General features: G+C 60.1%; 14 protein-coding genes. 7 read left to right on the top strand and 7 right to left on the bottom strand.

What is annotated here, in order from left to right; genetic code table 11:
• Positions 1-14: 14 nt before the first annotated feature.
• Genes ACILSO_RS25365 through ACILSO_RS25355 form a run of 3 tightly spaced genes read left to right on the top strand, consistent with a single transcriptional unit; the run spans position 15 to position 7653 of the window.
• Complete coding sequence (locus tag ACILSO_RS25365) at positions 15-3134, top strand: multidrug efflux RND transporter permease subunit (RefSeq protein ID WP_395740277.1); 3120 nt, start codon at positions 15-17, stop codon at positions 3132-3134.
• Entirely contained in the window at positions 3131-6247 is a 3117-nt protein-coding gene (locus ACILSO_RS25360; protein WP_395740276.1) for an efflux RND transporter permease subunit, read from the top strand. Before ACILSO_RS25365 ends, ACILSO_RS25360 begins: the two co-directional genes overlap by 4 nt.
• A complete protein-coding gene (locus ACILSO_RS25355; RefSeq protein WP_395740275.1) occupies positions 6244-7653 on the top strand; it encodes an efflux transporter outer membrane subunit in 1410 nt (469 codons plus the stop codon). The genes ACILSO_RS25360 and ACILSO_RS25355 overlap by 4 nt, the downstream gene beginning before the upstream one ends.
• Before the next feature lie 19 nt (positions 7654-7672).
• Here the strand turns inward: ACILSO_RS25355 and ACILSO_RS25350 are convergent, their stop codons facing one another.
• A complete protein-coding gene (locus ACILSO_RS25350) occupies positions 7673-7954 on the bottom strand; it encodes a hypothetical protein (protein ID WP_395740274.1) in 282 nt (93 codons plus the stop codon).
• 147 nt (positions 7955-8101) lie between these two features.
• On the opposite strand from ACILSO_RS25350, the gene ACILSO_RS25345 reads away from it, so the two are divergent.
• Positions 8102-8653 (top strand): RNA polymerase sigma factor, encoded by a 552-nt coding sequence (locus ACILSO_RS25345; protein WP_395740273.1) that lies wholly within the window; start codon positions 8102-8104, stop codon positions 8651-8653.
• On the top strand, positions 8650-10074 hold the full coding sequence (locus ACILSO_RS25340; protein WP_395740272.1) for a YfbK domain-containing protein: 1425 nt from the start codon (positions 8650-8652) through the stop codon (positions 10072-10074). Before ACILSO_RS25345 ends, ACILSO_RS25340 begins: the two co-directional genes overlap by 4 nt.
• A gap of 96 nt (positions 10075-10170) precedes the next feature.
• Here the strand turns inward: ACILSO_RS25340 and ACILSO_RS25335 are convergent, their stop codons facing one another.
• Positions 10171-10989: a hypothetical protein gene (locus ACILSO_RS25335; protein ID WP_395740271.1), complete on the bottom strand. Its 819-nt coding sequence runs from the start codon at positions 10987-10989 to the stop codon at positions 10171-10173.
• A gap of 226 nt (positions 10990-11215) precedes the next feature.
• Here ACILSO_RS25335 and trxA point away from each other — a divergent pair, with 226 nt between their 5' ends.
• The gene (gene trxA / locus ACILSO_RS25330) at positions 11216-11581 is read left to right on the top strand and encodes a thioredoxin (protein WP_395740270.1); all 366 of its coding nucleotides are present in this window, start codon (positions 11216-11218) and stop codon (positions 11579-11581) included.
• Between the two features lie 125 nt (positions 11582-11706).
• On the opposite strand, the gene ACILSO_RS25325 is transcribed toward trxA, so the two are convergent.
• Positions 11707-12786 carry a 6-phosphofructokinase gene (locus tag ACILSO_RS25325; protein WP_395740269.1) on the bottom strand — a complete coding sequence of 360 codons (1080 nt, stop codon included), beginning with the start codon at positions 12784-12786 and terminating at the stop codon, positions 11707-11709.
• A 59-nt stretch (positions 12787-12845) separates the two neighbouring features.
• Positions 12846-13814 carry a D-alanyl-D-alanine carboxypeptidase family protein gene (locus tag ACILSO_RS25320; protein ID WP_395740268.1) on the bottom strand — a complete coding sequence of 323 codons (969 nt, stop codon included), beginning with the start codon at positions 13812-13814 and terminating at the stop codon, positions 12846-12848.
• A gap of 102 nt (positions 13815-13916) precedes the next feature.
• On the opposite strand from ACILSO_RS25320, the gene ACILSO_RS25315 reads away from it, so the two are divergent.
• A complete protein-coding gene (locus ACILSO_RS25315; RefSeq protein WP_395740267.1) occupies positions 13917-14336 on the top strand; it encodes a ketosteroid isomerase-related protein in 420 nt (139 codons plus the stop codon).
• Between the two features lie 137 nt (positions 14337-14473).
• Here the strand turns inward: ACILSO_RS25315 and ACILSO_RS25310 are convergent, their stop codons facing one another.
• The 3 genes from ACILSO_RS25310 to ACILSO_RS25300 form a co-directional block, all read right to left on the bottom strand.
• Entirely contained in the window at positions 14474-16657 is a 2184-nt protein-coding gene (locus ACILSO_RS25310) for a prenyltransferase/squalene oxidase repeat-containing protein (protein ID WP_395740266.1), read from the bottom strand.
• A gap of 120 nt (positions 16658-16777) precedes the next feature.
• Complete coding sequence (locus ACILSO_RS25305; protein ID WP_395740265.1) at positions 16778-18046, bottom strand: polysaccharide pyruvyl transferase family protein; 1269 nt, start codon at positions 18044-18046, stop codon at positions 16778-16780.
• Positions 18047-18139: 93 nt separating this feature from the next.
• Positions 18140-19558, bottom strand: coding sequence for a P-loop NTPase fold protein (locus tag ACILSO_RS25300; RefSeq protein ID WP_395740264.1), 1419 nt, complete (start codon positions 19556-19558; stop codon positions 18140-18142).
• Positions 19559-19631: the final 73 nt, after the last annotated feature.

Below are 19631 nucleotides of genomic sequence, written 5' to 3'. Positions count from 1 at the left end.
CTGAGGCATGACGCATGAACCCCTCACGCATCTTCATTGAGCGCCCCGTAGCGACCACGCTGCTGATGGTGGCCGTGCTGCTGGTCGGCGGGCTGGCCTACCGGCTGCTGCCGGTGTCAGCGCTGCCGCAGGTGGACTATCCGACGATCCAGGTTGTCACGCTTTATCCCGGTGCGGGACCTGAGGTGATGACGTCGTCCATCACAGCCCCTCTTGAGCGGCAGTTTGGCCAGATGCCCGGCCTGGCGCAGATGTATTCTATCAGCAGCGGTGGCTCTTCAGTGATCACGCTGCGGTTCACGCTGGGGCTGAGGCTGGACATTGCCGAGCAAAGCGTGCAGGCAGCGATCAACGCGGCGGCGACACTTCTGCCGACGGACCTGCCCAATCCGCCGATCTACAACAAGGTGAACCCGGCTGATGCGCCCATCATCTCGCTGGCGCTGACTTCAGCAACGCTGCCGCTGATCAAAGTGCAGGACGCAGCGGACACGAGGCTGGTGCCGAAGCTTTCGCAGATTTCCGGGGTGGGCCTGGTCTCACTCAGCGGAGGCATGAGGCCTGCGGTGCGCATCCGGGCCAATCCGGTGGCGCTGGCCTCACGAGGGCTGAGCACGGAGGATCTGCGCAACGCCATTACCACGGGAAACGTGAACCAGCCGAAGGGCGGGTTCGACAGCGCCACACGTAGCAGCACCGTGGATGCCAACGACCAGCTCCTTTCCGCAGATGACTATCGCAATCTGGTCATCGCGTGGCGCAACGGCGCGGCTGTGCGTGTGATCGATGTGGCCGATGTGGTGGATGACGCAGAGAATGTGCGTCTGGCAGCGTGGGTGGATGTGAACGAGAAGTCGGGAGTGTTGCCGGCGGTGGTGGTGAATGTGCAGCGCCAGCCCGGGGCGAACGTCATCGAAGTGGCTGACCGCATCAAGGCGCTGCTGCCGAAGCTGCGTGAGAACCTCCCGCTGGCGGTGGACGTCCAGATTCTCACCGACCGAACCACGACCATTCGTGCCTCGGTGGAAGACGTGCAGCATGAGCTGCTGCTCTCCATCGGCCTTGTGGTTGCGGTGATCTTTGTGTTTTTGCGCAGCCTGCGCGCCACGGTGATCCCGGCGGTTGCAGTGCCGCTCTCGCTCGTCGGCACGTTTGCGGTGATGTGGCTGTGCGGCTTCAGCCTGAACAACCTGACGCTCATGGCCCTAACGATTGCGACCGGGTTCGTGGTGGATGACGCCATCGTGATGATCGAAAACATCGCGCGTTACATCGAGGACGGAGAGGCGCCGATGGCAGCGGCGCTGAAAGGGGCGCGGCAGATCGGGTTCACGATTATTTCGCTTACCATCTCGCTGATCGCCGTGCTGATTCCGCTGCTGTTCATGCAGGACGTGGTGGGGCGTCTGTTTCGTGAGTTTGCCATCACGCTGGCCATTTCCATCGTGATCTCCGCCGTCGTCTCGCTGACGCTGACGCCGATGATGTGCGCCCGGCTGCTGAAGCATGGCGGGGAAGGCCCGCTGGCGCGGATGGTGGAACGGGCTTTTGATGGGATCATTCATCTCTATGGGCGCGTGCTGCGCGTCGTGCTGAACCACGGCGCGACGACGATGCTGGTGTTTGCCGCCACGCTGGTGGCGACGGGGTTGCTGTATGAAAGCGTGACGAAAGGCTTCTTTCCGCTGCAGGACACAGGGCTCATTCAGGGCTTCGTCGAAACCTCGCAGAGCGGGTCGTTTTCCGCGCTGGGCAAGCGACAGCAGGAGCTGATGCGGCTGGTTCGCGAGGACCCGGCCGTGGAGAGTGTTTCTTCATTCATTGGTGTGGACGGTGTGAACACCACGCCCAACAGCGGACGCATGCTGATCAACCTCGTACCGCGGGAGAAGCGTGAGGTCTCCGCGGTGCAGGTGGTGCGGCGGCTGCAGGACCGGGCCAACCTGCTGCCGGGAGTGCAGCTGTATCTGCAGCCGGTGCAGGATTTGAACATCGAAGACCGCGTGAGCCGCACGCAGTTTCAATTCACCCTGCAATCTCCGGACATCGACTCGCTGCAGCTATGGACGCACAAGTTTGTCGATGAACTGCGCGCCTCCCCACTGCTGGCGGACGTGGCCGACGACCAGCTGGACAAAGGCCTGCAGGCGCGGGTGGTCATCGAGCGTGAAACGGCGAGCCGACTTGGAGTGACGGTGGCGGCGATTGATGCGGCACTGTACAATGCGTTTGGCCAGCGGCTTGTCTCAACGATTTTCACGCAGAGCGGGCAGTACCGCGTCGTGCTGGAGCATGATCTGGAGTTTCAGGCGGGCCTTGCCGCCTTTGATCAGGTGCGTGTCCCAGCCACGGGCGGGCAGCAGGTGCTGCTGAATACGATTGCCAAGATCGTGGAGGAACCCGCCGCGCTGGCCGTGGCGCATCAGGATCAGTTTCCGGTGGCGACCGTGTCCTTCAATCTGGCGCCGGGAGTTTCGCTGGGAGCCGCGGTGTCGGAGATCGAGCACATCAAGGAAGAGCTGGGCATGCCAGAAAGCATTGAGACAGCGTTTGCGGGCACCGCACTGGCCTTCCAGGGCGCACTGAACAACCAGTTGCTGCTCATTCTTGCCGCCGTGGTGGTGATGTATCTGGTGCTGGGCATCCTGTATGAGAGCTTCATTCATCCGTTGACGATTTTGTCCACGCTGCCGTCGGCAGCGGTGGGGGCGCTGCTCGCGCTGGAGGTGACCCACACGGAGCTGGGCGTCATGGCGATCATCGGCATCGTGCTGCTCATCGGCATCGTGAAGAAAAACGCGATCATGATGATCGACTTCGCCCTGGAGGCCGAGCGTGAGCACCACATGCCGCCGCGTGAGGCGATTTATCAGGCCTGCCTGCTGCGCTTCCGCCCGATTCTGATGACCACGCTGGCCGCCTTGCTGGGCGCGCTCCCCCTAATGATTGGCAGTGGCGAAGGCTCCGAGCTGCGCCATCCGCTGGGGCTCACGATGGTGGGCGGCCTGCTTGTCAGCCAGTTGCTCACTCTTTTCACCACGCCGGTGATCTACCTGATGTTCGACCGTTTTGTGCCTTCAACCAGCAGAGAGCGGGAGCCTGAGTCCAGCCCAGCCATCGCCTCCGTCGCATGAGCATCACCGACACCTTCATCCACCGCCCCGTAGCGACGACACTCGCGACGCTGGCGATCGCGCTTGCGGGTGTGCTGGCCTACACGAACCTGCCGGTCTCGCCGCTGCCACAGGTGGACATGCCTTCGATCTCGGTTTCGGCGTCGCTGCCGGGAGCCAGCCCTGAGACGATGGCCGCGACGGTGGCGACGCCGCTGGAGCGCACACTGGGCCGGATCGCGGGAATCACGGAGATGACGTCTTCGTCCTCGATGGGCAGCACCAGCATCAGCCTGCAGTTTGACATCAGCCGGGATGTGGACAGCGCCGCGCGGGATGTGGAGGCTGCCATCAATGCCTCGCGCAGCCTGCTGCCCACCGGCATGCCGGGAAATCCGACCTACCGCAAAATGAACTCGGCGGACTCGCCGATCATGATCATGGCGATGACGTCGGACGTCCATACGTCCGGGCAGATGTACGATGTGGCCTCGACGATCGTGGCGCAGAAGATCTCGCAGGTGGATGGGGTGGGGAATGTGAGCATTGGGGGGAGTTCTCTCCCCGCGGTTCGCGCGACCATGAACATGGGCGCTCTGACGCGGGCAAACCTGACCATGGAGGATGTGCGCACGGCTATCTCCGCGGCGAACGTCAACCGGCCCAAGGGAGTGGTGGAAGACGCAGACCGGCGCTGGCAGGTGCTGGCCAGCGATCAGCTCTCGAAGGCAGACCAGTACAAAGAGGTCGTGGTCAGCTACGTTAATGGCGCGGCAGTGCGGCTGGCGGATCTCGGCGAGGTGACGGACTCCGTGCAGGATGCCTTCAACTATGGCAGCACGAACGGCAGGGTGTCCGTTTCTTTGATTGTCTTCCGGCAGGCCGGAGCCAACATCATTGAAGTGGTGGACAAGATCAACGCCCTCGTCCCGAAGCTGCGGGCGATGATTCCTGCCTCGATGTCGCTGGATGTCACGATGGAGCGGACCATCACCATCCGTGCGTCGATTGCTGATGTGCAGCACTCACTGCTGATTGCCACACTGCTCGTCATCCTGGTGGTGTTTGCCTTTTTGCGGCGGGTGCGGGCCACTTTGATCCCCGGGGTGGCTGTGCCGGTTTCGCTGCTGGGCACTTTTGGGGTCATGTATCTGTGCGGCTACAGCCTGGACAATCTTTCGCTGATGGCGCTGACGATCAGCACGGGTTTTGTGGTGGATGACGCGGTGGTGGTGCTGGAAAACATCACCCGCCACATTGAGAACGGCATGCCAGTGATGGAGGCGGCGCGCCGGGGGACGCGGGAGGTGACCTTCACGGTCATCTCGATGAGCATTTCGCTGGTGGCCGTTTTCATACCCATCCTGCTCATGGGCGGGCTGATGGGCCTGCTGTTCCGTGAGTTTGCCGTGGTGCTCTCCGTGGCGATCGCGGTTTCGCTTGTGGTGTCCCTGACCACCACGCCGATGATGTGCGCGCGTCTCATTAGCGCTGACAAGCCCGGGCACAAACCGGGCTTTTTCGCGCGACTCTCGGACGGCATCTTCAACTGGGTGCAATCGTTCTACGCTTACACGCTGCACATTGCGCTGCGGCATCACTGGCTCACCCTCACGACGCTCATCGGCATCGTCGGCCTGACCGCGTGGCTGTATGTGACGATACCGAAGGGTTTTTTTCCGCAGCAGGACAACGGTCTGCTGATTGGCAACATCAGCGCCGACCAAAACATTTCGTTTCATGCCATGCGGGAAAAGATCATCGCGATCTCAGAAATCGTGCAGAAAGATCCGGCGGTGGCGAAGCTCAATGCGAGCTGCGGTTCGGACTCGCGCATGGGCGGGCCCAAGAACACCGGCAGGGTCTTCATCGCGCTGAAGCCGGTGAGCCAGCGCGATTCGATGGATGTGGTGCTGGCGCGCTTTCGCGGCAAGCTTTCCAAAATAGCCGGTGCTCAGTTGCTGCTCATGCCTTCGCAGGATCTGCGCATCGGCGGGCGCTCCAGCCGTGCCTTGTACCAATACACGCTGCAGGCGGGCGATGTGGACACCCTGCGCAAGCTGGAGCCGCGCGTGCGGATGGCGCTGCTCGGGCTGAAGGAACTCACGGATGTGAACAGCGACTTTGAGGACAAGGGCACGGTGACGCGTCTGGTGATTGACCGGGAAGCCTGCGCGCGCATCGGCGTGACGATGCAGGCCGTGGACGCGGCCTTGAACAGCTCCTTTGGCCAGCGAATGGTTTCCACCATCTATGCACCGCTGAACCAGTATCGCGTGATCCTGGAGGCTTCGGAAAATGACGATGCGGGCGCCATCGACCACGTGATGGTGCGCACTGTTTCTGGCAAGCTGGTGTCGCTGAGCCAGCTGGCGCGCTGGGAAGCTGCGCCTGCACCATTGTCCATCAGCCACCAGGGGCAGTTTGCGGCGCTGACTTTTTCCTTCAACGTTCCAGCCGGCGTCGCCTTTGCGCAGGCCACCGATGCGATCACCCAAGCCGTGGACAAGCTGAACATCCCGGAAGATGTGCAGCGGATTTTTGCGGGCACCGCAGGAGCTTTCCAGGCCTCGCTGGACAGCCAGCCGATTCTCATTCTCACGGCGCTTATCGTCATCTACCTGGTGCTGGGCATCTTGTATGAGAGCTTCCTGCTGCCGCTGACGATTCTTTCCACTCTGCCGTCCGCCGGCGCTGGAGCCATGCTGGCGCTGTACGTCGCTGGCATGGATTTCAGCGTGATGGCGATGATCGGCATCTTCCTGCTGATCGGGATCGTGAAGAAGAATGCGATCATGATGATCGACTTCGCGCTGCAGGTGGAGAGGGATCGAGGCATTGATTCGTTCCAGGCGATTTTTGAGGCCTGCCAGCTGCGCCTGCGGCCCATCCTGATGACCACCTTTGCCGCCATGCTGGGCGCGCTGCCGCTGGCGATGGGCAGCGGCGTGGGATCTGAGCTGCGGCGACCGCTGGGCGTGGCCGTGGTGGGCGGGCTGATCGTGAGCCAGGTGCTCACGCTTTACACCACGCCTGTTGTGTATCTCTTTCTCGATGGCCTGCGGCTGCGTTTCCTGAAGAAACACCACGCCGAGCCGGTTATGACTGCTTCCTCCGCTCCCGTTGCCCTATGACGAACCGCCCCCTTTCCCTTGTGCTCATGCTGGCCATGTCCGGCTGCAGTTTCAGTCCGAAGAAGCAGGCGCCGTTGATGAACATCCCAACGAATTTCAAGGAGAGCCGCGGCTGGAAAGTGGCGCAGCCCGCCGATCATCTGCCGCGGGGAAACTGGTGGTCCATTTTCCATGACAGGGATCTGGACGCCATCATGCAAAGCCTGGAGGTGTCCAACCAATCTCTGCAGTCCGCGGTGGCCAAGGCGCAGCAGACTTCGGCCCTGCTGACTGCTGCCAAGCTCGCCTTCCTGCCGACTGCGCAGCTTACCAGTGATTACACCGTGAACAAGAGCGGTGCACTCGGCGGTGGCGGCAGCGCGAACTCCATCAATGCTTCCAGAGCGGGCTCGGGTGTGAAAAGGATTCAATCGGTGGGCGCCACCTCCAATTGGGAAATCGATTTATGGGGAAGACTCAGACACACCGCCAAGGCCACCAAGGCGGATGTGGAAGCAGCCCAGGCGGATGTGGAGTCCACGAGGCTGACTCTCCAGGCGCAGGCGGCGCAAAGCTATTTTTCCCTGCGGGCCGCAGACGCGCAAAGGCAGCTGCTTGAGCGGCAGGTGGCCAGCTATGCGAAGTCCCTGGAACTCACGCAAAACCGCAAGGGGCAGGGGGTTGCCTCCGAGGCGGATGTGGCACTCGCGGCCACGCAGCTCGCGACTTCCCGCGCCGCGCTGATTGAGACTGGGGTGACTCGCGCCACGATGGAGCACGCGCTGGCGGTGCTCACGGGGCGGACGCCGGCAGAGTTTGGGCTGAAGCCGGCCACGCTGGCCTCGCACATTCCCACGGTGCCTGCCACTGCACCGTCAACGCTGCTGCAGCGTCGGCCGGACATCGCCGCCGGGGAGCGGAGAGTGGCGGCCGCGAACGAGCGGATCGGCGCGGCGATCGCTGCCTTCTTTCCCACGGTTTCACTTGGCGCGGCCACCGGCTGGCGAGCGCTGGCCAATTTGTTTGCGCAAGGAAACAACTTCTGGTCCTTCGGTCCGGATGCAGCGCTGAACCTGCTGGATAGCGGGCAGCGGCTGGCGGCCAAGGGACAGGCGGATGCCACTTGGAGGCAGGCTGTGGCGGATTACCGGCAAACCGTGCTGACGGCGATGCAGGAGTCCGAGGACGCGCTCTCAACGCTGCGCATCTTGGCTGCTGAATCGACTGCCCAGGATGAGGCGGTGAGAGCGGCGCGGGAGAGCGAGCGGATCGCGGGAAATCAGTATGAAGCAGGGACCTTGAGCTACATCAACGTCACCACGGCGCAGGCCGCCGCACTGAATGCCGAACGGAGCGCCATCGACCTGCGTTCGCGGCGGCTGAACGCCACCGTGGCGCTGGTGAAAGCGCTGGGCGGGGGATGGTGAACGGGAACGGGACTGCCGGTTATTTCTTCCCTTGAGGCAGCACGAAGGTCTGGCCGTCGTAGGTGCCGCCCGTCATTTGCTGCACGGATTTGAGCTGATCGTTCAGCGAGTTGTTCATGGCATCGCCGCTGGTCTTGGAGTAGTCCAAGGTGCGGCTGGCGGTGGAGGATGCTTCCTCGATGGGGGCGGCAGGCACCGGTTTGGGCGGTTCGGTGAAGGCCTGCTGGACGAGCCACATGCCGCCGCCCAGAGCCAGAAGGATCAGGACGAAGGAGGTGCCTGTGGAGGAGGAGTCGCTCACGATGGTGGTACGAACGCCGGAAACTGGGGGCAAGTCAATGCCGGGGCAGGGGCGAGATTGCTGTTTTCAAGGTAAAAAAGGGCGGCAAATTCTTTCAGAGAGCCTAATTTTCCCCCGTGTCTGTCCGTTCCGAACCTGAACTCTCGCATGCCCGACCCACACGTACAGGATGAAGCCGCCGTGCTGGTCAGACGTGCGTTAGACCAGCATGAAAGCACCCTTATCGCCTATACAGCCGGCATCCTCGGTGGAGACATCGAGCGTGCGCGTGATGTCGTGCAGGACGCCATGCTGCGGCTTTACCTCACGGAGCCGGAAAGAGTCCGCGAGAACCTTAAATCGTGGCTTTTCACCGTCTGCCGCAACCGGGCCTTTGACATCCTGCGCAAGGAGCAGCGGCTGGACCTGGGCAACGAAGAGGTCATCGATGCGGCTACAGACCATGAGCCCGACCCTTCGCAAAGCGCGGGCGTGCAGGAGCTGTACGCACACATCTGGAGCTGCGTGGACCGTCTGCGCCCCAACCAACGCGAGGTGGTCCGGCTCAAGTTTTTGCATGACTGCTCCTACCAGGAAATCGCCGGCATCACCGGACTCAGCGTCGGCAACGTTGGCTTCATCATGCACCATGCCATCAAGAAACTCCGCGAAGTGATGAGCACGGACATCAGCGAAGAATACTCACCCACCCATTCATGAATCCTCAGGACAATCCCCATTTCACCGCCTACGCACTCGGAGAGCTGAGTGCCGAGGAGGCGAAGGCCATGCACGACCTGCTGGCGACCACTCCTGCTGCTGCGCACGAGCTGGAGCAAATCGAAGCGGTCACAGATGCCTTGCGCCATGGCGCGCCGATTCCGCAATCACGGCTGACCCATGAGCAACGGCATGCGGTGCTGCATCCAGCCAATCTGCCCCGGCGCATTCAGCCGATGCTGCCGAGGCAGCCGGCGAAACGCCCCCAGCCGGTGTTCTGGCCGGTGGTGGGCAGCATGGTCAAGATCGCAGCGGTGATCGCCCTTACCGGAGCGGCATTCATGGTGGGCTGGTCATACGGGCCGGAGATGAAGTCCGCCGCGCAGATGGCATCCGCCCAGACCAAGGCAGATGCGCCTGCAGTTGCTGTTGAAACCCAGGGCGTGGCTAAAAAGCCTGCACCCGCACCTGTTGTGGTGGTTGAAGCGGCAAAGCCGGTCACCCCCCAAATCAAGCCCGCGGTGGCCGTGGCCGCCGTGGAAAAGCCGGAGGTGCAAGTGACACCGGCACCGGCCGTGAAGGAGATGGTGGTGGCCCAGATGCCGTCCATGAAGGAGCTGCCATCCGCCACGGGGGGAACGGGTTACAAGCTGGGCTTTACCCTACCTGCGGGGCATGCTGCTTTTGTGAGCACCACGAAGCAAGCTGCGGATCAATTCAGCCTGCACCCGTCTCAGATCAAACCGCTGGCGTCCAAGGCGAAGTCTCAGGCGCTGGCTTCTCCCCAGACAGCGGGCAGCAAAAGCGAACGCAAGCCTGAGCGTGCGTCCGATTTGTACATTCACTCATGGCAGGCTGAAGTGGCGGCGTGCCCGTGGAATGCCGCGAACCGCCTGCTGCGCATCGTGATCCAGCTGCCGGCCGACCAGCCGGCTGTGCTGAATGCAGAGAGCCGTTTCCCGCTGCAGGTCAGCTTTGACCCAGCCAATGTGAAACAGTTCCGGATGCTGTGTGAACGGCACCTGGCGGCCGCTGAACTTCGCAGCGCCGGCACGCATGTGCTGTGGTATGAATTCCAGCCGAATGGCAACGGCGAGGCAAGCCATGACAGCAACCGGCAGATTGCCACGGTCATGCTGCCAAACGCGCACTTTACTTCGCAAACCGTGGGACCGTTTGACAGCAGCAAGCTGCAGGTGATCGACCGTGGCTATTCGCTGCAAAATGCGCGTGAAGATTTTGTGTTTGAAACGTCGGTGGTGGGCTTTGGCCTGCTGCTGCGTGGCGCGGAACAGCTTGGAGGCCTGAACCATGACATGGTTTTGAACCTTGCCCGCCAGTCCAAGGGGGCAGATGTCCACGGGGAGCGTGCGCGCTTCATCCGTCTGGTGCAGGATGCCCAGAATGCGGCGGGACTCTGATCCCGCTCCGGAACCTTCATGCTCCGGCCTGCAGCGGGTGCCCGAGCATTGTGGGCAGTCTTTTCGAGAAAAGAATCCCACGAGGCAATGCGGCACTCAAACGCAGACGGCGATCTTGCCGCTGAAGCGTGTGCCATGCGGGGCGTAGAGCTTGTGGCCGAGCGAGAGGTAGCGTCCGCGCAGGTTTTCGCGATGTTCATTGATGACCTGCGCCCATGGACTGCGGCGCATGGCAAAGGCTGGCTCCTGGGAAAGATTGGCAAGATCCTGATCGCGCCCGAGCAGGTGGCCGAGCCGCTGGGCGCGTTTGATGCGACGCCCCGCGCCTGGTAAATGGGACAAGGTCAGGGACTGGAAATAAAGGTCCTTCACCCGGTGCCGCCAGCGGTGCAGAGTGCGTTTGTCCGTAGTCTCAAACGCTTCCTTCATGAGCCGCCGTCCTTTGCGATAGCAGCGTGCATGCTCCGCGAGAATCTGCTCCTCGGAAAGTGAGCCAATGCAGGTGCTGTCGATGAGCTGGCCCATGGCGTAGAGCTGATGCTGCAGAGTGGAGGCCGAAGGAGCAGAGGGTGGACCACTCATCAAGTGAGGGCGGTGTTTGGGCGCCAGGTGAAAGCGCCGTGCCAGCTTGTCGATGAGCCTGCTTTGAACCAAGTGGTCGCGATTTGTGGCGCAGGTGTTTTTGATGGTTCGCAGGTGCAGGCGCATGGCCTGCATGGTGTGTTCATCGATACCCGCGCGGGCGAGCCGCAGCAGGGCGAGCATCTTTTTCACGCGCACGCGCAGCTGGTGGGTGGCCGACTCCTCATACAATGGCATTCTCCGCACATCATCCTGGGCACGCTCACAAAGCTGATGCAACAAACGCTTTAACTTCCGGCCATGAAGGCCCGTGGAGTCACGGCATTGTTTCATGAGCAAGCACTCAGCCGAGGATGCTCCGGGACGGCAAGGAAGAGTTTTTCACATTCGTGCACAAATGCTGGCAACAAGTGAGCAAAGGCTGTGAATTGTCTGAATTACTCCACTCATTGGACCAAGTGGGAGTGTCGTCACATTGGTTTTTGGGCGGAATTTGGGCTCTGCGGGGTGGAGTTGCTGAAAACTTTCGTTGATTCGTGTGCCTCTGGTGCCAGCGTGCATGCGTAATCCCTCTCAAACCCACCCACACTCCATCATGGCAAGCGAAGCAGTACTCAACCTCACCGAAGCGAATTTTGAATCCGAAATCTCCAGTGCCACCGTCCCGGTGATCGTGGACTTTTGGGCCGAATGGTGTGGTCCATGCCGCATGCTGGGACCCATCCTTGAGGATCTGGCCAAAGACCAGGCCGGCAAGGTGAAGGTGGTGAAGGTGAACGTGGACGAAGCGCCCAACCTCTCGGCCCAGTTCAACGTGAAATCCATTCCGATGCTGATCTTCTTCAAGGACGGCAAGGCTGTGGACACTGTCGTTGGCGTGCAGTCGAAGGACGCCTTGTCCAAGCGTCTTGCAGCGCTGGGCTGAACAGCTCCTGTTCATTGAAGCTTTGACGCAGCCGCTGTCTCCACAGCGGCTGCTGTTTTTTCAGAGGAAATAAAAAAGGAGGCAGGGTAATACCATGCCTCCCTTTCTTATATCGACCGACGTTTCTATTCGTCTCCGAAGGAGATGCCAATGGCGCGGGAGGCGCGGACAATTTCGCTGTCCTTGCCCACGAGGCGAAGCTGATGCACGGCTTCTTCAATCGGCACGTCTCCCACCTGATACTGCTGGTAGCTGACCATGCGGCCAAAGCTGCCCTGCGCGATGAGTTCGACTGCCTTGGCTCCAAAGCGGACGCCGAGGATGCGGTCGAGTGCGGTGGGGGCGCCTCCGCGTTGAAGGTGGCCGAGGGTGCAGGCGCGGGTTTCCTTGCCGGTGTCTTTTTCGATCTGCTTGGCCACGTAGTCGCCGATGCCGCCGAGGCGGTCTTCACCTTTGCTGCCCACGCGTTCCTTGGTGAGGAGTTCGCCGGTTTCGATGCGGGCGCCCTCTGCCACGACAACCAGCGTGCTGTGATGGCCGGCGGCATCGCGCTTGCGAATGGCTTTGGCCACGGCGTCAAAGTTGAAGGGGATTTCAGGCAGCAGGATCACGTCCGCGCCGCCGGCCATGCCGCCGTAGAGGGCAATCCAGCCCGCGTGACGCCCCATGACTTCCAGCACGATGACGCGCTTGTGGCTTTCTGCGGTGGTATGCAGACGGTCCAGTGCATCGACGACGGTGGCGACGGCGGAATCAAAGCCGAAGGAGGTGGCGGTGGCCTGGATGTCGTTGTCGATGGTCTTGGGTACGCCGATGACGTTGATGCCCATCTGGGAGAGCTGCAGTCCGGTGGTAAGGCTGCCGTCTCCACCTACGACGATGAGTGCGCCCACTTCGAGGTGGCGCAGGGTGTTCTTGGCTTTTTCGACGATTTCCACCGGCACCTGGGACACATTGCCCTCGCCGACTTTGGCAACGAAGTGGCCTTTGTTGGTGGTGCCGAGAATGGTGCCGCCGAGCTTCATGATGCCGACGGTTTTTTCAGAGTCGAGCATCATGTAGTCGCCCGGAGGAAGGAGGCCTTCAAAGCCATCGCGGAAGCCGACGACTTCCCAGCCGAGATTGTGCGCAGCGCCGACAACGCCGTGAATGACTGCGTTAAGGCCGGGGCAGTCGCCGCCGCTGTTTAAAATTCCGATTCGCATGGTGGTGAAGAAAAAGAGGGGTTGAGAGAGATACGGTGCAAAGAAGATGCCAGACGGGGCTAGAAGTGGTCGAGCATCTGCTTCTTGTCTGTGATGGGACGACCCGCCGCCAGCCAGCGGTCGTAGGCAGCCCAGCCTTGGTGGAGGAGGGCGCGAGCTTCTTCAAAGGGGCTGGCCGAACCAATGACGACGACCACCATACGGTGGCGGTAGATGAGGCTGCTGTTGTCCGCCTGCACCTGGACGCTTGAGGGCTTTTCGGCAGCGATGACCAGGCAGCCGGCAGACCGTGCTGTGGCACTGGCCTTCACGCCGTCGATTCGGTCCACACCAAGAAGCTGATTGGTGTTGGACAAACCCACCGTCATTGGCTGCCCGCCACGATAGATGGTGATGGTGCGGCTGCTCTGGTTGGTATAAAAACGCAGTGCTGGGCGCGATACCGCATAGATGGACAGGCGTGCGATGTCCGCCGCAGTCGAATAGGGCAGGGGGCGGGAGTTTTCCAGGCCATGGGGATTAGTGAAGCGCGTGCCTTTGGCGCCTTCACGCCTGGCGAGCGAGTTCATCTGTTTGACGAACTCCTCCATGGGGTGGCCATTGCGACCCAGGCGCGAGAGGTGGTCCTGACCGACAAAGTCACCGAGCGTGATGGCGGCGATGTCGTCGCTGGTCATCATGGTGGCGTAAATGAGATCGCGCAGCGTGACCTGATCGCCCGCCTGAAGGCCGATGGAGCCTCCACCGGAGATTTGAGCTGCGTAGCTTGGGACGGTGGCGAGCACGCCCACTCCGACTTTGGATGCCTCCGCCCAGTCGAGCGTGACCATGGCGGTGGCTATTTTGGCAAGACCACCGACCGGACGTTTTGACTGCGCGTCAGCGGCGACATGAACTTTTTTGTTGAAGGCATCCACGACGAGCACCGCGGACTGGGCCTGCAAGGCGGCGCCGCTGGTGACGAAGGTGAAACAGATGCCAAGGATCGATGCGCGGGAAACTAGCCACGCGATGCTGGGGGAAAACATAGACGTCTGATGTTTAGCTGTCTGAGTCCGCACCGCAACCTTGGATTTCCCATCGTGATTTCTCATTTGACGCTGAAGCCGGTGAATTCATGCTGGAACATCATGTCAACACCCCAGCAGCAGGCACTCGAACTCATTCAAACCTATTACAGCACGTTCAATTCAGGCGATCGCAAGGCGTTTCTGGCGTTGCTGACAGACGACGTGGTGCATGACATCAATCAAGGTGGCTCTGAGACGGGAAGGGGCGCGTTTGAGGCGTTTTTGGTGCGCATGGATCGCTGCTATCGGGAGCAGGTGTGCGATCTCGTGGTGTTTGCCAATAGCGATGGCACACGCGGGGCGGCGGAGTTTTTCATCGAGGGAGAGTACCTTGCCACGGATGAAGGCCTGCCGCCTGCAAGCGGGCAGCGCTACCGTCTGCGCGTTGGAGCATTCTTTGACATCGCAGGTGGTCAAGTTCGCCGCGTGACGAACTATTACAATCTGGAGGAGTGGTTGCGTCAGGTCGGGGCGAAGTAGCCGGGAGAGCTGCGTTGGATGCAAACCTATGCAGCGCAATCGAAGGTGGGATTGCGGGCAGTTGGTTTTTGCGAAGCGCTGGGTACGACAGACAAGACTGTCTATCGTACTCCAGATTGGCCTTCAGGCGTATGCGATTATTTGTCGAAGAAGGAGGACTCTTCGCGGTCGCCGACTTTGAGGTAGCGGTAATATACTTCGAGCTGAAGGGTGCAGAGGCACTGGCGATAGATGGCGTCCGCGGCGTCGCCAGCAGGCCAGTTGGGACGGCCGTGCTTGAAGGAGCCATCGGGCTGCTGGGCGCCGAGGATCTGGGGAAGGAACTGCTGATTGTAGAACTTCCAGTCGTCCCCACCCTGCTGGAAGAAGGCCTGGGTGTAGTAGTACCAGCAGTAGAGGTTGCAGTTCTTGTTCCAGTCGAGCGGCTCGGCGGTGATGAAATCACGGAGGAACTTGATGCCTTTCTTGATCGAGGCGGTCTTGCCTTTGGCCATGGTTTGCAGGCCGAGGATGCCCACGCCGGAGAGGCTCCACTGGTTGTAGTGCTGGTCGCGATTGCTGCCGCCGAAACCGCCGTCCTTGGTCTGCATGGTTTCGAGGTAATCGGTCATCTTGCCGATGGAGCTGTGCAGGCCTTCGATCTTCAGGCCGGTGTTCTTGGCCGCTTTGAGCGCCTGGAACTGCCAGCCTACGACGGAAAGGTCGGCGCCGCCGGCCTTGTTGTAAACGATCTGGTCTTTGCCACCGTAGGCCCAGGCACCCTTGGGGGTCTGGTTGTCGATGATGACCTTCACGCCTTTTTCGAAGCCTTCGCGCATGCCTGGGAGGGATTTGCTGCCGAGACGGGCCAGGGTGTACATTTCACCGAGAGCGTAGGTGGCGATGCCGTGCTCGTAGGTGCCTGCGCCGCCTTTGCCGCCTGCTGCCTCGCCTTTCCAGCCGGTTTCAGAGAAGATGCCGTGGGGATTCTTTTTGCCGACTTCCAGAAGGAACATGATGCCCTTGGTGACGTTGTCGCCGTAGAAGGGGGACTCGGGGGTTTCGCAGCGGCCGAGGAAGCAAAGCAAGGCGAGGCCGGTCATGGCGCACTTATTGCCACGGCCCCAGGAGCCGTCCGCGTTCTGCTGAGTTTTGAGCCATTCGAGAGACGCAGACACCGCAGCTTCGCACTCGGGGGAGCCGCCGTTTTGGCGGAGCTTTTCCAAGCGCTCCTGGGTGGAGCAGCGGCTGCGCATGGAGGGTGGCAGGGTGACGAAGCCATTGGCTGCGCCGAGGCCCATGCCTTTGCCAAAGCCGCCACCGGCACCGCCGGTGCCGAAACCGCCGCTGGCTCCGAGAGCACCACCGCCCATCATGGCGCTGACGTCCGGCATGTCGAGAGCATCTGGCGGCGCTTCCGGCAGCGAGATGGACGAGTTCATGCTGGTGCTGACCAGCTTCTTCATGGGCATGGCCTTGTTGATGGTGCTGCGCTTTTTCTGCTGCACTTTGTGCTGCAGATCGGCGCTGGCCTTGGCACCCTGGGCGGTGCCGCCGCCGGGGAGGAAGTCGACCTGCTTGTCCATGACGCCGGTCTGGAAGACGATGAAGAGGGCGAGGACGCCGAGGCCGGCGTGAATGAGGATGCTCAACAGGAGGGAGCTGGCTCCGGCCTTGCGCCACATCTGGACGAATTTATTGGGCGGAGGGCCTGTCTCGATGTGGGTGAGCGCGGGGGGATGGTATACCTGCCCCTCGTGCAGTTCTCCCAGTGTCCCGGCTTCGCTGCCATCGTTATCGGTCGGTTCAAGCGCCACCGCAATCGGAGTGCTTGGCACAGGCATGACGGGAGCCACGCCGCCGGACATGGGCGCGGCAGGAACTGCCACGGCAGGCATCGGCACTGCGACGGGAACGGCAGCGCTGGCGGGTTTGGGTGCGGCTGGTTTAGGAGCGGCGGGACCTGTACCCGTGGACGGCGCAGGAGGCGGCATCATGGCTGGCATGGGCATCGTAGGCACGTATCCTGGCGGATAGCCTGGCATCTGCGGCGGATAGCCTTGGGGAGCCGGGTAGCCCTGAGGAGGATAACCCTGCGGCATGGGATAGCCCTGCGGATAGCCGGGCATCTGCGGAGGATAGCCTTGTGGCGCAGGATAGCCCTGAGGGTAGCCGGGCATCTGCGGCGGGTAGCCTTGAGGAGGTGGATAGCCCTGCGGATAGCCTGGCATCTGCGGCGGGTAGCCTTGCGGAGGCGGGTAACCATGAGGCAACGGCTGCGTGGCACCTGGGTTCCCTGGTGGTGGCGGATTCTGCGGCGTTCCTGGCGGCGGAGGATTCATTGCGGTAATAGGCTAATAGTCTATATACGCGGTAGCCCCACCTCCCTACAAGGTTAATTTGTGTCCAAAATTAACGGGGAATGGATGCTTTTGGTCCAGCTTGAGGCCGGGGGGCGGCGATCACGCCTTGATGACACCCTTCAGCACCTTCATCTGCGCGGCGGCGCGTTCTTCGACGTAGGCCATGGCTTTTTTGACCTTTGCCTGTGCTCCGGGGTAGTCCTTGTGGATGCCCATGAGGATCTCGAACATCTTGGTGGCGGGGGTGGAGTCGAATTCGGGGGCCCATTCTTCGAGGCCGATGTCCTTGAACATCCAGCACTTGGGCGAGTGGAATTCGGAGAAGGTGTGCATCATCGGCGTGCCCATGGCCAGCGCCATGATCGGCGTGTGCGGCTCATGGCAGATGACGGTGTGGGCGCGGGCGTAGAAGGAGCAGGCTTCGTCCACGTTCCAGAACTCGTCGAAGTTCACCACGTAGGGTTTCAGATTGTCCGGCAGGGTGTCGTAGATGAACTGCTTGTTGTACTCCATCTCCTTGCGCACCTCGGGGGCGATGACGACTTTGAAGCCGGTTTCCTTGACCCACATGGCGATGAGGTCCTGGTAAACCTTCGCGCGGCGGGTGTCGTCGGCGATGTTTTCGGGGGTGGGGTGCAGCGGATTGAGCTTCTGTGGGCGCTTGTCGTCCACGCCGGGGCTGGTGGGGGTGTGGGTGCGAAGCTGGAGGGTGATAAACTTCTTTTCCTCCAAGCCGTGCTTCTTCAATCGGGCGAGCGCTTTTTCATCATCGCGGACGTCGATGCCGAAGCAGCCGTCCGGCCCCCACTCAAGCACGGGTGGCTTGACGCCGGTGTCTTGCAGGAGCTTGAGGGTTTTGGAATCGCGGCAGTAGATGTAGGCGGCGCTGTTCAGCAGGGAGATGCGCTTGTCCGCGTCCTTTCCCGTGACCATGTCGGGGAAGAAGGACTGACCCTGAAGGCCCCAAGGCTTGCCGATTTTTTGGCAGAAGGTCATGAAGTCCGTGCTCTGGCCCATGCCCGGCCCTTGGAGGAAGAAGTCACACTTCTTCACCGCGTCCTGCACCGGGCCTTCTTTGGAAAGATAGCCCTTCACGATTGTGAGCTTGGGGAAGCGCTTCATCAGCATGGCATCCACCGCTTCATTGGTGTTCGCCGCCCACAGCACAACGCGTGCTTCGGGGAGGTATTGCTCCAGGAAACGAAGCGTGCCGGGTGTGTGGCCGATATCGCCGATGTTCTTCGTGGCCCAGCCGCAGTGGAGGAGGACAGTCTTCTCCGGGGAGGTGGAGGTTTGAGCGAAGGTGGAGAGGGTGGGGGAGCCGAGGGTGAGCGCGGAGGTGCGGAGGAAGTGGCGGCGGGTGGGCATGGAATTAGTGTGGAAAGCTAAAGACAGGGAATATTGTGTTCATTAGCTCACACTCGAGCTATCCCTTGGGTTGTTGGCAAATGTCAGGGCTGATCAGGAAAGAAAATTTTCTGAGAACTCAATTTTATTAATAATGCAGGCGAAAAGTCCGCCCTTGCGACTGAAGCTGTGGGAATATCTATATGCGCTCTGCACTCGCGATTCCCGGCCGGGCAAAGAATGCTGTGCTTGGGGTGATTGCAAATATGCATATTTACCAGGCAACAAATCTGGTTGTTTGTTGAAGAATAAGTAAATCAGATGGCCCTCGAAGAGACCGCCTTCATTTGATTGCCAGAAAGTTCGCCCAAGGATAGACGGAAGCTCGTTATCAATGAGTTGATGAGGGCTGCTATTTCCAGGGGCTATGCTTAGTTTACATATCGCTTTATAAACCTCTGAAAATTTGATCCGCAATGCAGCCATGACGACTAACGCTTCAATATAAGATGCATCCTCCTGAAATCCTGTCCGAATCGCAACAGAAAGTATTGTGAACACTTTTTCTTGATCCCTTATGCTGAGGTGTAAACTTTTAGCATGCTCGGGAAATGTATTCATGATAATTGAAGACGTTTCGCTGTTTAAGTTTTGATCTAGATAATCGAACAGACCAAATCTTTGCATTAGAGCGTGGCAATACCTACGATGAGAGGTGACTGAAAGATTAAACTCTAGGTCAACAAATCTGAACAGATAACCGCTCGGGTCGGTTTGTTGACCATAGATGTTTCGAATGGTTTCATTCAATTGAAATCGATCCCAAGCGAAAACAAAAACAATTCCTGAAACATTCAGGAGGTGTTTTACTCGTTCTAGAACTGAAATGGCATATGTGGGGCGGCAGCGATCTAGCTCGTCAATGAAGTAAACTACCGGTTTATCTGTGGCAGCTTCCTTGACAAATTTAGCGAGTTCCTCCCGGAAAGACTCAATACTCTTTTTGGCGGATTCCGCCCTTTCTAATAAATGCTTGGCTGACTGCTCTGCTAGTTCGCCGAGAGCTGACTCTGCATCGGGACTAAGATCCAGAACCCCCATGGTGGCATGTTTAATTGCGGAAGCCGTGGATTTAGCGAGGATTGGAACGGCCATTTTTTTGGCCTTTTTGTAGAGCTTAGTGAGGCCATTTTGTTTTTCCGTCTCTTTAGTTTGTGTGAGTTGCCTGAATTCAGAAAATATAGAGGCAAATGGGTCCTCGGAATGATCGTTTTCCCAGGCGTTGAAGCGCAAGGTGTGAAATCCATTTTGCCGAAGGTGCGCATCCCACATGTTTAGAAACATGGATTTTCCAGAACCCCAAACCCCATTAATGGCAAGAACGAAAGGTTGGTTTGCAAAGCCTTGAATAAGCTCTGTAAGTTTCTCCGCTTGAGGCTTTCTTTCAAATACATCATCACGAAATGGATCATCACTTGGGGGAGCGAATGGCTGTGGCGTGTGTCGCAAGAACGAAGATGGGGCACTGCTCATGAGATTAAGGTTGTAATAAATGGCTATGCTATTCTTGATGAGCGCGCTCCAAGACCGCGCATATCATCTCCGA

The organism is Prosthecobacter sp. (assembly GCF_044226605.1).
Classification (GTDB): domain Bacteria; phylum Verrucomicrobiota; class Verrucomicrobiia; order Verrucomicrobiales; family Verrucomicrobiaceae; genus Prosthecobacter.
Note: the sequence above shows the minus strand (reverse complement) of the source record. Positions and strands in the feature narration are given on the sequence as shown.

Bases quoted from the DNA above. Each gene is read 5' to 3' on its own strand.
- ACILSO_RS25315 (WP_395740267.1), top strand. From the start codon at position 13,917: ATGTCAACACCCCAGCAGCAGGCACTCGAACTCATTCAAACCTATTAC.
- ACILSO_RS25360 (WP_395740276.1), top strand. From the start codon at position 3,131: ATGAGCATCACCGACACCTTCATCCACCGCCCCGTAGCGACGACACTC.
- ACILSO_RS25365 (WP_395740277.1), top strand. From the start codon at position 15: ATGAACCCCTCACGCATCTTCATTGAGCGCCCCGTAGCGACCACGCTG.
- ACILSO_RS25325 (WP_395740269.1), bottom strand. From the start codon at position 12,786: ATGCGAATCGGAATTTTAAACAGCGGCGGCGACTGCCCCGGCCTTAAC.
- ACILSO_RS25320 (WP_395740268.1), bottom strand. From the start codon at position 13,814: ATGTTTTCCCCCAGCATCGCGTGGCTAGTTTCCCGCGCATCGATCCTT.
- trxA (WP_395740270.1), top strand. From the start codon at position 11,216: ATGCGTAATCCCTCTCAAACCCACCCACACTCCATCATGGCAAGCGAA.
- ACILSO_RS25355 (WP_395740275.1), top strand. From the start codon at position 6,244: ATGACGAACCGCCCCCTTTCCCTTGTGCTCATGCTGGCCATGTCCGGC.
- ACILSO_RS25335 (WP_395740271.1), bottom strand. From the start codon at position 10,989: ATGAAACAATGCCGTGACTCCACGGGCCTTCATGGCCGGAAGTTAAAG.
- ACILSO_RS25305 (WP_395740265.1), bottom strand. From the start codon at position 18,046: ATGCCCACCCGCCGCCACTTCCTCCGCACCTCCGCGCTCACCCTCGGC.
- ACILSO_RS25310 (WP_395740266.1), bottom strand. From the start codon at position 16,657: ATGAATCCTCCGCCGCCAGGAACGCCGCAGAATCCGCCACCACCAGGG.
- ACILSO_RS25345 (WP_395740273.1), top strand. From the start codon at position 8,102: ATGCCCGACCCACACGTACAGGATGAAGCCGCCGTGCTGGTCAGACGT.
- ACILSO_RS25300 (WP_395740264.1), bottom strand. From the start codon at position 19,558: ATGAGCAGTGCCCCATCTTCGTTCTTGCGACACACGCCACAGCCATTC.
- ACILSO_RS25340 (WP_395740272.1), top strand. From the start codon at position 8,650: ATGAATCCTCAGGACAATCCCCATTTCACCGCCTACGCACTCGGAGAG.